Raw genomic sequence first — 16037 nt, forward strand, 5'->3', positions numbered from 1 at the left:
GACTTCAGAGGGGCGATATGTCTCAAGACCTGAGGGGCTGGTTGAGCGCAAATGGATTGAACGAGTACGCGCAGGCCTTCATTGACAACAAGATCGACTTTTCCATTCTGCCAGATTTGACGGCAGAGGATCTGATCGAAATCGGTGTTACTGCTGTCGGCGATCGTCGGCGGCTGTTGCGTGCTATCGAGCAACTTGATTCCGCCCACACCGCGGCAGAGCCTGAACCAACGGCACCGCATGAACCCGCGCGGCGGCAGGTCACGGTGATGTTTGCTGACCTGACCGGGTTCACGAAAATTTCCAGCGAACTGGATGCCGAGGATCTGCACGCGCTGCTCAATCAGTTCTTCAGCAAAGTGGACAATGTGGTCGAAAAATACGGGGGTCGCATCGACAAGCATATTGGTGATGCGGTCATGGCTGTTTTCGGGGCGCCGATCTCACATACCAACGACACGGAAAGGGCAGCACGCGCTGCGGCTGAAATTCACGCGGTTCTTCCGACGTTATCGCCGCCGCTTTCCTGCCATATCGGCATCTCTTCGGGTCAGGTCATTGCCAGTTCAACCGGCAGCCAGTCACATACGGAATACACGGTGACAGGAGATGGCGTAAACTTGGCCTCCCGTCTCACGGACATATCAGCGGCAGGGGAAACGCTGGTCTCACATGACATTCAACGCGCGCTGGGTCCGTTGTTCGTGGGCGACTCCATCGGGGTCAAGGCGATCAAGGGGCTGAACGAACCGGTTGAGGTCTGGCGTCTGGACCGGTTGGCCAGGAACATTCGAACGAGACGGCACAAATTCATTGGGCGCGAGCGTGAGATGTCGATTTTCTCAGCCACTTTCGACCGGTGCCAGCGCCATGGCAAAGGTGAAGTACATATCGTTCTGGGCGAACCCGGAATTGGAAAAACCCACCTGTCCGAGCAGGTGGCGGAACTGGCCACCAGCCTGTCCTACACGATCCACAACGGCGTTGTGGTGGATTTCGGTGCGCGCGAAGGTCATTCAGCGATTCAGACCGTCGCCCGCAGCATTCTGGGACTTGAAGCGTCGGATGGGGCGGAAACAGGGGCGGCTGTCGCAAAAGACGCGATCAGCAGGGGCTGGGTCAGTCCTTCCAACGCCGCGCATCTCAATGCCTTGCTTGAGCTTGAGCAAGACCCGGGTCTGGCCGAGGTCTATGCCGTGATGGACAACAAGACCCGCCTGCGGGGTCGGCGTCAGGTTCTTGAGGAACTGCTTTCGGCCAGCAGCCAGGAATCGCCCCTGCTTATTCAGATTGAGGACATCCACTGGGCGACCCCTGACATCCTGACGGCCTGTTCGCATATCGCCGCAGCGACGCGGAATATTCCCTGTGTGTTGATGATGTCCAGTCGGGCCGAGGGCGATCCGATCGACAGGGACTGGCAGATGGCGACGGACGGCGCGCTGGTGTCAAAGCTGGAACTGGCGCCTATGGGAGAGGAGCATGTCAGGCAACTGGTCGAAGAGTTCCGGGCCATCGATCAGGACTTGCTGGAAACATGTGTGCAACGGGCGGGCGGCAACCCGTTGTTTCTGGAACAGCTGTTGCGCAACACAGACGTACTCAAGCAGGAAAGTGTGCCCGGAAGTATTCAAGGTATCGTCCAGTCGCGATTGGATGCATTGGATCGCACCAGTCGAACCGCCCTTCAGGCCGCATCGGTTCTGGGTCAAAGGTTCTCGCCCGAAGTTCTGAATTTCATTCTGGGCGAAGGACATCTGGACACAAGTAACCTGATCCGGTCGGCGTTGATCCGAGAGGCCGGACCTGATCTCATGTTTGCCCACGCGCTGATCCGGGACGGGTCCTATGCCACTTTGGTCAAATCCGAACGGGCCCGTCTGCATCGACAGGCGGCTCAGTGGTTTGAGGATCGAGATGCCACCTTGCGCGCCCAACATCTGGACCGGGCCGGAGCCAATAACGCAGCGCAAGCCTATCTGGAGGCTGCGGATAAATTGATCCAAGCCTTCCGGTTCGACGACGCCAGCCCATTGATCGAGCGTGCTTTGGAATTGCCGTCCCCGGCGGGTGTCCGATTTGATCTGCTGTGCGCGCGGGGTGAAACGCATCGGTTGCAGGGGTTGTCAAACGAAGCCTTGGAGGAGTTCAAGGACGCGGCCAGTTTGGCGGAAACCGATGAACAAGTCGCGAGGGCGCATACCGGGTTGGCGCAGGCGGCGCGGCAAGCAAGCCTGTATCAGGACGCGCTGGAAGCGCTCGACATTGCTGAGGCAGCGGCAGAGCGCTGCGGGTCTGAAGAAGATGTGGCTCAGATAAACTACGTGCGCGGTAACGTTTACTTCCCGCTGGGTCGGAACACCGAAGCGCTGAAGGCCAACGAACGCGCCCTCTCGCTGGCTCGCAAGCTCGAGTCTGCTCGTCTGGAAGTCGGCGCCCTAAGTGGATTTGGCGACGCCAATTTCATGAATGCCACGATGAAGACGGCGACAGGATTCTACACTCAAGCCGTTGAACGGGCGCGTGAAAAAGGGCTGGTTCGAGACCTTGCGGCCAACCTGCACAATCTCAGTGTTGCGCGCAGCTATACGGGGGATGTCGGGCAGGGCAGAGCAGATGCCAACGAGGCGATTGAAATCTCGCAGACGTATTTTGCCTTCGTTCCGGAATGCGTCGCGCAAACATGCCTTGGTGTGGCCGAGACCTTTCTGGGCAGTCTCGACCGTGCGCTTGAAGCCTTTGGTGTCTCTGCCGAAATCGCAGAGCGCGTGGGGGCAAAACGCCTTGAAGCGCAGGCGTTGGAACACCTGGCCAGAACGCAGGTGTATGCCGGTCAAGCGGGGCGCGCACGTGAAACTGGTCTGCGAGCAGTCGAAATTGCGCTTGAACATGGCCGGAGTTTTGTTGGACCCAAGGCCCTGTCAGCCCTTGCGATGGCCGAAACGGACCCGGATGAGCAAACACGCCTTTTGAAGCTGGGCTCTGAGATCATCGCCGAGGGATGTGTCGGCCACAGCCATTTGCACTTTTACCCCGATGCCAGCGTTGTCATGCTGGCGCGCGGTGATTGGGATGCCGCAATTGAATATGCGGATGGGCTTGCCGCGTTCACCAAGAATGAGCCTTTGCCAATGGTTGACCTGTCCATTCGTCAAGCACGACTATTGGCCGAGAGCGGGAAGCAGAATATCCCACCGTCACAGCATAGCGGATTTGCCGATCTGAATGAGCAGTTTGCGGCGATGGGCATCACGCAATCGTTGCTGGGCCGAGCGGATTTTCTGGCAGAATAGGCGGCAAGGCAGGTGGCTGAATGAGCGTCGAAAGAAAGGTGTGGCTTATCTCGGGTTTGCTGACCTTTGGGTTGGCCGCTTTGTTGCTCAAGCTTTGGATCGAACTGAACCATTTCGAAGGAGACCCGACACAACTGCCTGATCAGGCTGCGGTAGATGCATATCTGTGCAAGCTGGACGTTGCACCGGACTACCGTTTGAGAACGGGGATTTTCATAAAGTCTTTCAGCTTTCTTGGCGCCAGCGATATACAGCTTACCGGCTATATCTGGCAGCACTACAAAGCAGGTGAACATGATGCGATCATTCCTGCCGAAGGTGAGGCTGGGTTTCTTCTGCCCGAAGCGGTCGATACGGCAAACGGCCTTATCGAACAGGCCTATCGGTTGCCGCAACCCGACGGCGTTTTGATTGGTTGGTATTTCGAACAAACTCTGCGCCAGAGCTTCGACTACACCAGTTACCCCTTCGATCACAAAACGGTTTGGGTACGGTTCTGGCCGGCCTCTTTTGAGGTCAATGTCGCGCTGGTGCCCGACTTTGAGGCTTATCCGGCGACCGGACCGGATGACATCTTTGGGATCGACAACCGGATCGTGATGGGCACGTGGGAGCGTGAAAACACCTATTTCGATTACAAGCTGTCAAATCTGGATACGACGCTGGGCATACGACAGAACGCATACCAAACCAACGCACCCGAGTTGCATTACAACTTCGTTATCAAGCGCAATTTCGCAAACGCGTTCATCGTTCACATGATTCCATTGCTTGTTGTGGTGATGCTGCTGTTCGGTGCGGTCATGACCGTCACGCGCCGCGAGGGTCTGGTGGAGCGACATGACTTCAGCACGTCCAGCGTGATCGGCACCTGTTCGGTTCTGTTCTTCGTGATCCTGCTGGCCCATGTGCAGCTGCGCGAAGGATTTGCAGGCTCACCTGTGATCTACATGGAGTCGTTCTTTTTCCTTATGTATTTCTTGCTGCTGGCGGTTTCGATCAATACCTACCTTTTCGCCTCAGAGGCGGTGCCGTCGCTGCGGATCATCCACTATCGGGACAACCTGATTCCAAAGGCCAGTTTCTGGCCTTTCGTGTTGCTGTGCATGGTGGCGATCACGGCCTATAATCTCAGCATCAAGAACAGTTCCGAACCGCCACCGATCAGCACGCAAGAATGCTAGACCACGGGTTCAAACCCGGGTTTGGGTTCGCCCTGCGCCATATCCAGCGTGTAGTCGCTTACCACTTCAGATGTGCCCTCGCGCCAGCTTTTCAGGTACTTTTCCGGATCCGCGATCACATAGGCGTAGGCAGGTTTCATTACACCCTCGACGACGACGTTGATCTTCTTGCGGACATAGACATTCTGGGGTGAGCCGGGGCCGTGATACCCCTCCAGCCGGTCCAGTTCGCTGAGGCCGGATTCGGTGACACGGTAGACTTCTCCACCCACTTGCTTGCCCATCCCCTGCTGATCCACAAGCGTTGCCATGCGATGCAGATACCCACAGTTGGGATTGTCGCAGAATGGTTCCTTCGGGATGATCAGGGGCATCGGTTGCCGGGTGCGCGCCATTCCCACGAAGTCGTTCAGAACTTTGCTGTGTGCGTCATGATTGGGGAACCCCTGCTTCAGGGACCCATAGGTGAAATACAGGTAAGAGGGTTCTTTGACGGCCACGAAGCTTTCGTCACGATCCTGTTCAGGGTCGGCCATCTTCAGGTTGTGATCTTGCGCCCAAGCGTCCAGCATGGTTCGGATTTCGGGTTCGATCTGCATGCCCTGAACGAATTCGATGCACGAGGTCGCATCCATGTCATCAGCACCCAGCAGAATCTCGACCATCTTCGGCGCCTTGTTCATCACCGCCACATGCAATGCCGTGAACCCGTGATCGTTGACAATGTTGACGTCGATATCACGATCGATCAGGTCCTGAGCAGCTTCATAATCCGGCTTGCCCAGATCATGGCCGCTTTCGTTCAGCTCACCTTCACCACCGGCTGCATAGTGCAGCAGGGAATCGCCATGGGCTTCGTCCACGATGTTGACGCCGACGATCTCTTCGTCGATGGCGCGGAACACGCGTTTCCATTCGTTGATGTCATCGGCGGCGGCAGCTTCGCGCGCCCATTTGCAGACGCGATATTTTTGATCGTCCAACTCCTCGAAGGCGTCCGCCAAAGCTTCCATGACCTGGTCCGGAGTTGCCATCATGCCGATACCCATCCGGCCGTTTGACAGGCGACCTTCGCGCGGCCCGATGAAGTCGACACCCAGCGTTTTCAGCTTGTCGACATTGTTCTGCGTGGTGATGTTGTTCCACATGTTCGTGTTGCAGGCGGGGCAAAGGATCACCGGTTTCTTCTGATACTGCCACGCCACAAAGACCGAGGTCAGAAGGTTGTCGGCAATACCGTTGGCCACTTTGCCCATCGTGTTGCAGGTGATGGGCGCCACGATGACGCAATCGGCCCAGTCGCACAGCGCCAGATGCGATGCCCGCACCGGCATGTCAAATTTCAAGTAGCGGAAATTCCACTCATCATCGTCGCGATAATAGTCATGATGGGTGATCTTGGCGTCGATCCGCTCGGCCCCGAAATCGCGAAAGAACTTCTCGGCCGAGACGGAGGGGATCAGTTTCACGTTATGCCCTGCATCGACGATGCGTTCGACGAGTTCCGGGATTTTGTCTGCCGCCGACGACCCGCAGGCGCACAACAATACGTTTCGCTTGCCGGCGTTGACCTGATTCATAACTCCTTTGGGATAGCCGAACGGGTTCTTTTCAAGGCTAGGGGTCTCATTCAGCTCTGATACAGGCAACCCTTCCGTGCGCATCTTAGCCTGCAATTCACCGGCCCTGATCATGTCCACAATGTCTTCCAGCTCATCGCTTTTGCTGATGCACCCGCCTTTGAAAAACAAATATGGCGGATCTGGTCTTTCGCCGAGTGTCACCAATTGCCGCCGCATCCTGATCATATTGGGATCGCGTCCACCCACATCGATCTGCTTGACGGTTGTTGCCCCGATATTCGAAAGAACGCTGCGCAGCATGTAGGACCAGGGGTCCTCATCTTCGTAGAACAGAACCATCTTATTGTGCTTGATGATACTGGCAACATCGCTTGGGTCTTCGGGCGGGTCGATCTCTTCGATCATCACCAATGCGGGGTCTTCCAGATCGCGCAACCCGCGGAAGATGTTGCCGCGCGGTGCCTGCCAGACCTGCGATGTCGCAGGGCTCATGTCGACTATGGTGACAACGTCCTGGTCCTCGTCATAAGCAATGCAAAGACACCAGAACTCTTCCAGCAGGGCGGTTTCCCGGTACACGTTGTCCGGCGGGCGGATCGCTTCGATCCCGGTGACGCGATTGAAATCGATATTGATCATCAGGTGACGATCTTTGTTGGTGTTCAGGCTTTTCAAGAGTGCCTTGAACCAGTCTTGCGGGGTTTGGATCGATGTATCGTTACGGGTTTCAAAGCTTTGAAACGAACTGCTCAGATGCACGTTCTCGGACTGGCTAAGGTATTTTTGCGCCATGTCATGCATGTCTTCGGCAGTGGCGACCCGGCTGACGGCATCCGTAAACGATGCCTCTGTCGCCCGCAGCAGCTCGTCCTCGTCCACTCTGTTGTCGCCGTGAATGGCGAGGCTTTCCGCCAACACACCCAATGAGTTCATATTGGGCGTGGCCCGGCGGAACAGGTTGCGGCGTTTCTTGGGATCTTTTGCCAGGTAACGCGTGCTGTCGACGTAATTGCACCGCTGCTTGAACGTCTTCAGATGCGTCTTGACCGCTGCCCTTGCCGAAAACCGCAATAGGCCGCGGGACCGCATCGAGGTTCCGTCTCGATCTGACATGGCTTGCCACAACCGCTCCACGGTTGTTACCCAAAGCTTGCCGTATTTTTCAGGATGCACATCCATCATATGCACCAGCCCCGTGCTTGGGTTGCACTTGGCGATGACGGCAAAGTGGCCGCCGAGCATATTGTCTTTGCCATGGGCGACACCGACCTGGAAATTCGCCACCAGAATGTCGTTGTCACCGCCCAGGCGGTTGGATTCGTCGATCGCCTCAAGCAACAGCGGCACACTGGTTGTGTCTGCGTCCATGAAATAGGCCTGAACCTGAACCCTCTCGCGAAGCCCTTGTGTGTGGATGTAAGTGCAGGCGACGTCAAAAAGCTCGCCCAGCGAGATTCCATCGTTCACGACAAATGACGAAGGCAATGCGCATTCGCGGAAGATGTCATTCACTTCGCAGCTGAACCCCAGCGCCGACATGCTGAGGGCGGCCGCGGTGACACTGCAACAATTGATTGGCTGTTGAAAATTATGCAACTGAACGCTGACCAGATCACCAAACATCGTTGCAAAACAGGGTTGCCGGATGCTTTCTGGTATCTGAAGCCAGTTCTTGCTGGACAGGTACGCCAGCCGGGTTCCGTCCAGCGCAAGCGCTTCCAGGCTGACGGGGATATCCGAGATCTGCAGGTGTTCTTCATAGAAGTAATCGCCGACATCCGCACTGGCCAATGGATTTCCGTTCTGGCGCAACTGAACCACGCCGCGCAGCACGATATACATGCCGTTCGCTGGCAGAACCGTGTTTCCGGTCACCTCGATGCACTCGAAATGCGGGTTGATTACGGCTGGGTTCCCCGGAAGGACATCATATATCACCTTCCAGTCTGCGTCATTTGGGATGTATGATCTTGATTTTGAAATTTGATCTATGGGCACAACTGTTTCCCCCCGGAGTTGCGTTTCAATACTTCAATCTTCGATCAGCCAGTTTTTCTGGTTCTTCGAAGCTCAGATACCGGCCATTCAGAATAAAAGACCTGTCTGCTTTCCGTGCTTTTCCTGGCAAGGGCCGTATTGCTGACGGAAAAAGTTTGAACAAAATGGCCCAATTGGCTGCACAGTATCTGATTTTTGAATAAAAATCACGAGTGCAGTTACAGGGGCTGAGGGTGCCTTGCGTGGCGGAACATTTGCCATCCGAGATATGGAATGCACGGGCCAACGGTGCCTGCTCGCAGGTAGCAATCAATGAATGGCTTTTTTTGGTTTAGTCGAGGAAAAGGTAGTCCAACCGCATAATGGCCTGGGCTGTTTTTTCGTCGACCCCAAGAAACTTGGCAATAACCGCTTCATTGTCGGCGCGCGGTGCCGTTTCCCGCAGGCGCAGGTAATTGCCCAGCCGAGCGGCACGGATCTGTTCGGATTCGTAACTCAGATCGTTGCGAAGAGTCGGCAGCAGAGATGCAACGGTTTCCGTTGGACTGTTGTCTCCGGCAAGCCCGACGCGACGCGCGTGGCCGATCAGATATTCGTCCGAGTATTCGCATTCGATCTCAAGCACATGGGTTTTGGCCTGGTCGCTGCAAAAATCCTCAAGTGCGTCCAGATTGGCTGGGTCTAGGCACAGCGACAGCTGATTTGACCCGAAACTGTCGAACAACAGGCCCAGAACGGCGCGCCGGTGACGGGAACGCTTGGCCAAGGTGGATTCGATCCCGCCCAATTCCGGCAGCAAAGTATGTTCTTCGTTGAACAGGTATTCAACACAGGGGATGTCCGTTTCCGACGCGATCTGGTCGACAAGACGTTTGGCGACATGCCACTTCTTGCAGACGATCACAAACAGTTCTCGTTCAGGGCCGAGCGTACTTCCAGCCTCCCAAAAGCGTTGTCCGAACCGGCGGCCGATGCGCCCTCGACCGGTAAGAAACGCATACAGATTGCGCCCCTCGTTCGAGACAGGGAAATCAACACCCTCGCTCGCATACAGCGAGCCGAGACGGTCTTTCAGCTCAAGCGCCTCTGCGCTGATCTTGCGCGCGAACAGATAGTCCTGGCCCAGCAACATGTCATAATGGTCGTTGTAGAACGTGACCGGCATTCCATAGTCCGAGAACATCAGGAATGTCAGCGTTCGGTTTTCAATCTCGCTTTTCGGGATCAGGTGGCGCACCAGGGTCTGAAAGAAGGTTTCATCAGGTATCCACGTGGTCGAGAAAAACCGTATCACATCCCGGCGCTGACGCAGGAAATCCAGAATCATTTCGACTGTTCTGCGACGCAGGCACCACCATTGGCTGCCGATCATCATCTGAATGTCCTGGGGGATGTCCCGTGTCAGACCAAGGCGCTTTTGCATTTCATAAGCCGCATAAAACAGCTTGGACTGCGTACGCTCGTTGAAGTAGTGGCGATAGATCAGCCTGTCTTCCTTCATGCCGGTCTTGATCCAGTTGCTGGCAAAAAAGTCGTGGCTTTCAATGAAATCCTTGTCGTGCTCATCCAGAAAACGGTGCGTGTATTCTGCCGTTTTGATCGCCATGCAGTCACCGGACAGCATGTAGAAATGAGTGGCGCGGGGGAAAGTTTCGACGGCGGCTTGCAGGGCGTTCAGCGTGGCCCGCACCAGAGACCATTCGCCCCAGCCGCATTTGACGCGCTTTTTCGCAAAGGTCACATTGGGGTTCTGATCCAGCGCGGACCGAATGCGTTCATATGCTTTGGTGCTGGCGCTGGCGTCAAAATGGATGGCCATGCAATCGCCAGCTGCAGTCAGTTGTTCGGCCTGAGCAATGATGGCCTCGGGGTCCTTGTGACACAGCAATATATAGGCGACTTTTGCCATAGAGATAACGCAATATCCGTTTCTGCCTGATTTCAACCGTGATACTGAGGATGAACGATTGAATAAACAGAATAATTTTGGTTCTTTGTTACCAAAAGCTGGTGTATCGGATCGAGACCAGGCCAGCGAAGGAGGCGCAGCAGATGGGGTTTCCCGGTACCTGGATGACCGAGAGCGAAAGCATGGTGTACCGTGTGGTGCCCAAATGTGCCTGCTCGACCATTGGTCAGATCATGTATTATTCGGACCATGGTCAGTTTTTCGATGGTGATATCCATGACGCCAAGGACGGCATGCATAAATGGGCGTTTGATCAGAGTCAGGGCCTGATATCGAACAATGTGCGCAATCACGCGTCGTATTCTTTTACTTGCGTGCGCAATCCTTATACCCGCATCCTAAGCTCATTCTTTGACAAGATCTGCGGCATTCAGCGCAACGGTAAGCGATACCGCGGCAATCTGGTTCCGACGCTGATCTACAACTATGGGATCGAAGTGGGCGGTGACGACGGCAAAGGAGAGTTTGACCAGATCGCCAGCTTCCGCCGGTTTCTGTTGTTTGCGCGCGATACGATCCGGTGGCGGCGTCCGATGGACCCGGACATTCACTGGTCTGCGATGTCAGGCCACGTGTCTACTTTCATCGTGAACGGCGGTCATTATGACCGGATTTTCTGGACCGAAGCGTTCAACGACGGGATGCAGTATGTTCTGGACAATGTCGAGCTGAAGCACTCGGTTACATTGTCCGAGATCCCACGGTTCAATGAATCAGAAGGCCACGGACCAAAACGTGCGCATCCGGTCGAGGATTACTTCGACGATCTGTCGATGCATCTGGTCTATGAGATGTACAAGCAGGATTTCGAGCTGTTCAAATACGACTTCGAAAACCCGGCCAACAAGATGCCGATCGGCGAAATTGATCTGAACGAAATTCACGCCAAGTTGGGCGGCTGACGGTAGGGTGCTTCCGCCCATCGTCGATATTTCTTGCGAAACATCTCCTCTGGTTGGGCCCGGCGCCGCGCATTGCGCGGCGCCGGGCCCAAAGCCAAATGCTGCCTCAGCGAAGCTGATGGTGCGATTTGGGAGCGGGAGTTCCTGTGGGCGGCCGATTTACCGGTCTGCTGAGTCAGCAAACCGGTCCCGCAGATGTTCAGACTTGACGTACTGCCCCTTTCGCCGCGCTGGTCGTCAGCTTGGCGTAGGCCTTGAGCGCAGTGGACACCTTGCGTTTGCGCGGCGCGGCAGGCTCCCAACCCTTTGCGTCCTGTTCCTTGCGACGCTCTGCCAGCTCTTCATCCGAAACCGCCAGATGAATGGTGCGGTTGGGGATGTCGATCTCGATCGTGTCACCGTTCTGCACCAGACCAATCTCACCGCCTTCGGCCGCCTCGGGTGATACATGTCCGATCGACAGACCGGATGTGCCGCCCGAGAAACGACCATCGGTCAGCAGGGCGCAGGCTTTACCCAGTCCTTTAGACTTCAGATATGACGTCGGATACAGCATTTCCTGCATCCCCGGGCCGCCGCGCGGGCCTTCATAGCGGATCACCACCACGTCGCCTTCTTTCACCTTGCCGGTGAGAATGTCGTTGACTGCCTGATCCTGGCTTTCGCACACGTAAGCCGAGCCAGTAAATTTCAGGATATTTGCGTCTACGCCAGCAGTTTTCACGATACAGCCGTCGCGGGCAATATTACCGAACAGAACGGCCAGACCGCCATCCTGACTAAACGCGTGTTCTTTCGAACGGATCACGCCACCTTCGCGGTCGGTGTCCAGTTCCTTGTACCGGTTGGACTGGCTGAACGCTTGTGTGGTACGCACACCACCAGGGGCGGCTTTGAACAGTTCTTGTGCCTTAGGGTTATTGGCGACCTTGATGTCCCAGTTGGCAATTGCCTCGCCCATCGTTGCCGAATGTACCGTGCTGCATTCTTCGTGCAGCAGGCCTGCGCGGCTGAGCTCTCCGAGAATCGAGAAGATACCACCGGCGCGGTGGACGTCTTCCATGTGCACGTTTTCGGTGTTGGGCGCGACTTTGCAAAGGCAGGGAACACGGCGGCTCAGGCGGTCCATGTCGGTCATGGTGAAATCAACCTCACCCTCATGCGCGATCGCCAGCAGATGCAGAACCGTGTTGGTCGACCCTCCCATGGCGATGTCGAGGCTCATGGCGTTTTCGAACGCGTCAAAGGTGGCGATCTCGCGTGGCAAGAAACCCTTTTCGTCCAGATCGTAATGGCGCTTGGTGATCTCAACGATCCGGCGGCCTGCCTCCAGGAAAAGCTCTTTGCGGTCGGCATGTGTAGCAAGTGTCGAGCCGTTACCCGGCAGGGCCAGACCCAGCGCTTCGGCCAGGCAGTTCATCGAGTTCGCGGTGAACATGCCCGAACAGGACCCGCAGGTCGGACAGGCATTCTCTTCGATGTGCTGAACCTGTTCGTCCGTGAACTTGTCGTCTGCCGCGGCCACCATCGCATCGACGAGGTCGATTTTTTTGGCATCCAGATCAGCGATATCGATCTTGCCGGCCTCCATGGGCCCGCCCGAGACAAAAATGGCCGGGATGTTCAGGCGCATAGCAGCCATCAGCATACCGGGGGTGATCTTGTCGCAATTCGAAATGCAGACCATCGCATCCGCGCAATGCGCGTTGACCATGTATTCGACCGAGTCCGCAATGACTTCGCGGGAAGGAAGCGAATACAGCATGCCGTCATGGCCCATTGCGATGCCGTCATCAACCGCGATCGTGTTGAACTCTTTTGCAACACCACCAGCGGCTTCAACCTCGCGCGCAACCATCTGGCCCAGATCCTTCAGGTGAACATGACCGGGCACGAACTGGGTGAACGAGTTGACGATGGCAATGATTGGTTTGCCAAAATCATCGTCACCCATGCCTGTGGCACGCCAAAGGCCACGTGCGCCGGCCATGTTGCGGCCATGGGTTGAGGTTCTGGATCGGTACAATGGCATAATGCTGTTTCCCTATTGCCTCGGGTTGCATGTCTTGGGGTTCGTACGTTATAGCGCACGTATCACATGTGCGCTATAACGCACAAGAGGATTCGAAAGACGACACGATGGCAATGGACGACATTACGCTGAAGTTACGGGATGTACGCGCGGCATCTGGGCTGAGCCTGTCCAAGGTGGCGGAAATGACGGGTGTCAGCAAAGCCATGCTGGGTCAGATCGAACGGGGCGAATCCAGCCCGACGATTGCCACGCTCTGGAAGATCGCCAAAGGGTTCCAGGTGCCCTTGAGCGCGTTGATCGACACAATGCAGGGCGACCCATCGGTCTTTCAGACCGTGACTTTCCCCGGCAGTATCGAGGTAAAGATCGTCTTCCCCTTCGATCCTGCATTGGGGGCCGAAACCTTTCACGTGAGTCTTAACCCAAACCAGAGTCACGACTCGCCCGCGCATGCTGCCGGGGTGACCGAGGAAGTGTTTGTCCTTAGCGGCACTTTGGAAATTCTTCGTGATGGGGAATGGGTTTCCTTGCAGGCAGGGCAGGGTCTGCGGTTTGCGGCAGATGTGCCGCACGGATACCGTGCCGGTGTGCACGGCGCTGCATTTCTGAACATGCATCATTACGCCCAAGACACAGAGTTTCCTGAAAACGGCAGGAACCCTACATGACCGCATTTTTCGACAGCCTGACCATCGTGGACGTCATCGGCTCGTTCGGAGCACTGATCGTGGTGGCCGCATATTTCGCGACGCAGATGCGAATGATGAATTCGGATGATCTGGCTTTTCCGGTGATCAACCTGCTGGGATCCGTCCTGATCGTCTATTCCCTGCTGCAGAATTTCAATCTGGCCTCGATGCTGATCGAGGGATTCTGGATCGTGATCAGTATCATCGGTATCATTCAGCACGTCCGCCTGCGCCGGGTGCGATAAATCCAGCGGTTAACAGGCGCTAGCGCTATCCAGTCTTGAACCCCCAAGCTGCCGGGTATAGGGAAATTCCAAGCTCGCTTTGGGGAGGCTTTGATGCAGGACGATCCAAAAACCCTCGTATCTACCGAATGGCTGGCCGCGCATATGAAGGACCCGGATCTGCGGATTCTGGACGGGTCGTGGTACTTGCCCGCACAAAATCGTGATGCAAAGGCCGAATATGATGCAGGCCACATCCCCGGTGCGAGGTTCTTTGATATTGATGAGATATCAGATCACCGTTCCGACTTGCCGCACATGGCGCCTCCGGTCGAGAAATTCATGTCGCGCCTGCGGGCGATGGGTGTGGGCGATGGTCATCAGGTCGTGGTTTATGATGGCGCTGGGCTGATGTCGGCTGCACGCGTCTGGTGGCTGTTCCGTCTGATGGGGCAGGAAAACATCGCGGTTCTGGATGGTGGGTTCCCCAAATGGCAGGCGGAAGGGCGCGAGGTTGAAGATCTGCCGCCGGTCATCCGTGATCGTCATATGACCGTTCGGGTACAAAACCAGCTTGTCCGGGACGTCACGCAAGTGTCCGCCGCCGCCAAGCTTGGTGATCATGAGATTATCGACGCCCGCTCTGCCGGCCGGTTTGCCGGGGCCGAAGCCGAGCCGCGCGAGGGTCTGCGTTCGGGCCATATTCCGGGCTCACGCAATGTCCCCTTTGGCCAGTTGCTGAACGCCAATGGCACCATGAAGTCGCCGGAAGAGTGCCGCGCCATATTCGAGGCTGCGGGCGTCGATCTGTCGAAACCGGCGATCACCTCGTGCGGGTCTGGCGTGACTGCCGCGATCCTGAGCCTTGCGCTGGAGCGCATGGGTAAGAAAGACCACTCGCTTTATGACGGCTCATGGGCTGAATGGGGTGCCTTCCCGACCCTGCCCGTCGCAACCGGAGAGACCTGATGTTCGAGAACCTGAAACCGCAGCCTGCCGACAAGATCCTGGCGCTGATGCAGATGTACCGCGAAGACCCGCGCGATCAGAAGATCGACCTGGGTGTTGGCGTTTATAAAAACGCAGAGGGCATTACCCCGGTCATGCGCGCCGTCAAAGCGGCCGAGCGGCGCATCTGGGAAGAGCAGGACACCAAGGCTTATACCGGGCTGGCCGGCGACCCGGCCTATGCGGATGCGATGATCGGGTTAATCCTCGGCACGTCGGTTAAGCGCGGCAATATCGCAGCTGTGGCGACACCGGGCGGCACCGGCGCCTGCCGTCAGGCGTTCGAGATGATCCGCATGGCCAACCCGTCAGCCCGCGTGTTTGTGTCGAACCCGACATGGCCGAACCACCTGTCGATCCTGAACTATCTGGGGATCGAGACGGTTCAATACCGCTATTTCGATGGTGACACACGTGGCGTCGATTTCGACGGCATGATCGAAGACCTGAAGACCGCCAAGGCGGGTGACGTGGTTCTGCTGCACGGTTGCTGCCACAACCCGACCGGTGCCAACCTCAACATCGTTCAATGGCAGGAAGTCGTGAACCTGATCAACGCACTTGGCCTCGTAGCGATGATCGACATCGCCTATCAGGGCTTCGGCGACGGTCTGGAAGAGGATGCGCAAGCAACACGTCTGGTCGCATCTTCGGTCAAGGAATGCCTCATAGCGGCGTCGTGTTCGAAGAATTTCGGCGTGTACCGCGAACGCACTGGTTTGCTGATGGCCATCAGCGCCGATGCCGGGCAGACCGCATTGAACCAAGGGACGCTGTCATTCCTGAACCGCCAAAACTATTCGTTTCCACCTGACCACGGCGCACGTGTTGTGACGACCATTCTGATGGATGAAGCGTTGCGCGCAGACTGGGCCATCGAGTTGGAAGAGGTTCGCCTGTCCATGCTGGATTTGCGTCAGCAATTGGCCGACGAGCTGCAGCGTCTGAGCGGCTCGGACCGCTTTGGTTTCATCGCCCAACACCGTGGCATGTTCTCACGCTTGGGGGCGGCACAGGAACTGGTCGAGAAACTGCGTGTCGATCACGGCATCTATATGGTCGGCGACAGCCGCCTGAACATCGCCGGTCTGAACGCGACCACCGTGCCGATCCTGGCCAAGGCGATTGTCGACGTCGGGGTTTGACCGGACA

General features: G+C 56.5%; 10 protein-coding genes. 7 read left to right on the top strand and 3 right to left on the bottom strand.

From position 1 onward, the window contains the following. Window positions 1-17 precede the first annotated feature (17 nt). Complete coding sequence (locus AC2FFA_RS17610) at window positions 18-3293, top strand: adenylate/guanylate cyclase domain-containing protein (RefSeq protein ID WP_299900286.1); 3276 nt, start codon at window positions 18-20, stop codon at window positions 3291-3293. A 20-nt stretch (window positions 3294-3313) separates the two neighbouring features. Further along, complete coding sequence (locus AC2FFA_RS17615; RefSeq protein WP_496685692.1) at window positions 3314-4477, top strand: hypothetical protein; 1164 nt, start codon at window positions 3314-3316, stop codon at window positions 4475-4477. Here the strand turns inward: AC2FFA_RS17615 and AC2FFA_RS17620 are convergent. Continuing rightward, complete coding sequence (locus AC2FFA_RS17620) at window positions 4474-7998, bottom strand: flavoprotein (protein WP_496852579.1); 3525 nt, start codon at window positions 7996-7998, stop codon at window positions 4474-4476. The genes AC2FFA_RS17615 and AC2FFA_RS17620 overlap by 4 nt on opposite strands. 391 nt (window positions 7999-8389) lie before the next feature. Continuing rightward, window positions 8390-9967: a DUF5928 domain-containing protein gene (locus AC2FFA_RS17625; protein ID WP_496852580.1), complete on the bottom strand. Its 1578-nt coding sequence runs from the start codon at window positions 9965-9967 to the stop codon at window positions 8390-8392. Window positions 9968-10110: 143 nt separating this feature from the next. Here AC2FFA_RS17625 and AC2FFA_RS17630 point away from each other — a divergent pair, with 143 nt between their 5' ends. Then, entirely contained in the window at window positions 10111-10929 is an 819-nt protein-coding gene (locus tag AC2FFA_RS17630) for a sulfotransferase family protein (RefSeq protein ID WP_496852581.1), read from the top strand. A 199-nt stretch (window positions 10930-11128) separates the two neighbouring features. On the opposite strand, the gene ilvD is transcribed toward AC2FFA_RS17630, so the two are convergent. Then, window positions 11129-12961 carry a dihydroxy-acid dehydratase gene (gene ilvD, locus AC2FFA_RS17635; RefSeq protein ID WP_496852582.1) on the bottom strand — a complete coding sequence of 611 codons (1833 nt, stop codon included), beginning with the start codon at window positions 12959-12961 and terminating at the stop codon, window positions 11129-11131. 107 nt (window positions 12962-13068) lie between these two features. On the opposite strand from ilvD, the gene AC2FFA_RS17640 reads away from it, so the two are divergent. The 4 genes from AC2FFA_RS17640 (at window position 13069) to AC2FFA_RS17655 (ending at window position 16030) form a co-directional block, all read left to right on the top strand. After that, window positions 13069-13632, top strand: coding sequence for a helix-turn-helix domain-containing protein (locus tag AC2FFA_RS17640; protein WP_299900271.1), 564 nt, complete (start codon window positions 13069-13071; stop codon window positions 13630-13632). Next, on the top strand, window positions 13629-13898 hold the full coding sequence (locus AC2FFA_RS17645) for a CBU_0592 family membrane protein (RefSeq protein WP_299900269.1): 270 nt from the start codon (window positions 13629-13631) through the stop codon (window positions 13896-13898). The genes AC2FFA_RS17640 and AC2FFA_RS17645 overlap by 4 nt, the downstream gene beginning before the upstream one ends. Before the next feature lie 93 nt (window positions 13899-13991). Then, complete coding sequence (gene sseA / locus AC2FFA_RS17650; protein ID WP_299900267.1) at window positions 13992-14846, top strand: 3-mercaptopyruvate sulfurtransferase; 855 nt, start codon at window positions 13992-13994, stop codon at window positions 14844-14846. After that, the gene (locus tag AC2FFA_RS17655) at window positions 14846-16030 is read left to right on the top strand and encodes an amino acid aminotransferase (protein WP_117871087.1); all 1185 of its coding nucleotides are present in this window, start codon (window positions 14846-14848) and stop codon (window positions 16028-16030) included. The genes sseA and AC2FFA_RS17655 overlap by 1 nt, the downstream gene beginning before the upstream one ends. The last annotated feature ends 7 nt before the right edge of the window (window positions 16031-16037 follow it).

The sequence above is a fragment of the Ruegeria sp. YTSB088 genome (assembly GCF_059609825.1).

Bases quoted from the DNA above. Each gene is read 5' to 3' on its own strand.
- AC2FFA_RS17610 (WP_299900286.1), top strand. From the start codon at position 18: ATGTCTCAAGACCTGAGGGGCTGGTTGAGCGCAAATGGATTGAACGAG.
- AC2FFA_RS17615 (WP_496685692.1), top strand. From the start codon at position 3,314: ATGAGCGTCGAAAGAAAGGTGTGGCTTATCTCGGGTTTGCTGACCTTT.
- AC2FFA_RS17625 (WP_496852580.1), bottom strand. From the start codon at position 9,967: ATGGCAAAAGTCGCCTATATATTGCTGTGTCACAAGGACCCCGAGGCC.
- AC2FFA_RS17630 (WP_496852581.1), top strand. From the start codon at position 10,111: ATGGGGTTTCCCGGTACCTGGATGACCGAGAGCGAAAGCATGGTGTAC.
- ilvD (WP_496852582.1), bottom strand. From the start codon at position 12,961: ATGCCATTGTACCGATCCAGAACCTCAACCCATGGCCGCAACATGGCC.
- AC2FFA_RS17640 (WP_299900271.1), top strand. From the start codon at position 13,069: ATGGCAATGGACGACATTACGCTGAAGTTACGGGATGTACGCGCGGCA.
- AC2FFA_RS17645 (WP_299900269.1), top strand. From the start codon at position 13,629: ATGACCGCATTTTTCGACAGCCTGACCATCGTGGACGTCATCGGCTCG.
- sseA (WP_299900267.1), top strand. From the start codon at position 13,992: ATGCAGGACGATCCAAAAACCCTCGTATCTACCGAATGGCTGGCCGCG.
- AC2FFA_RS17655 (WP_117871087.1), top strand. From the start codon at position 14,846: ATGTTCGAGAACCTGAAACCGCAGCCTGCCGACAAGATCCTGGCGCTG.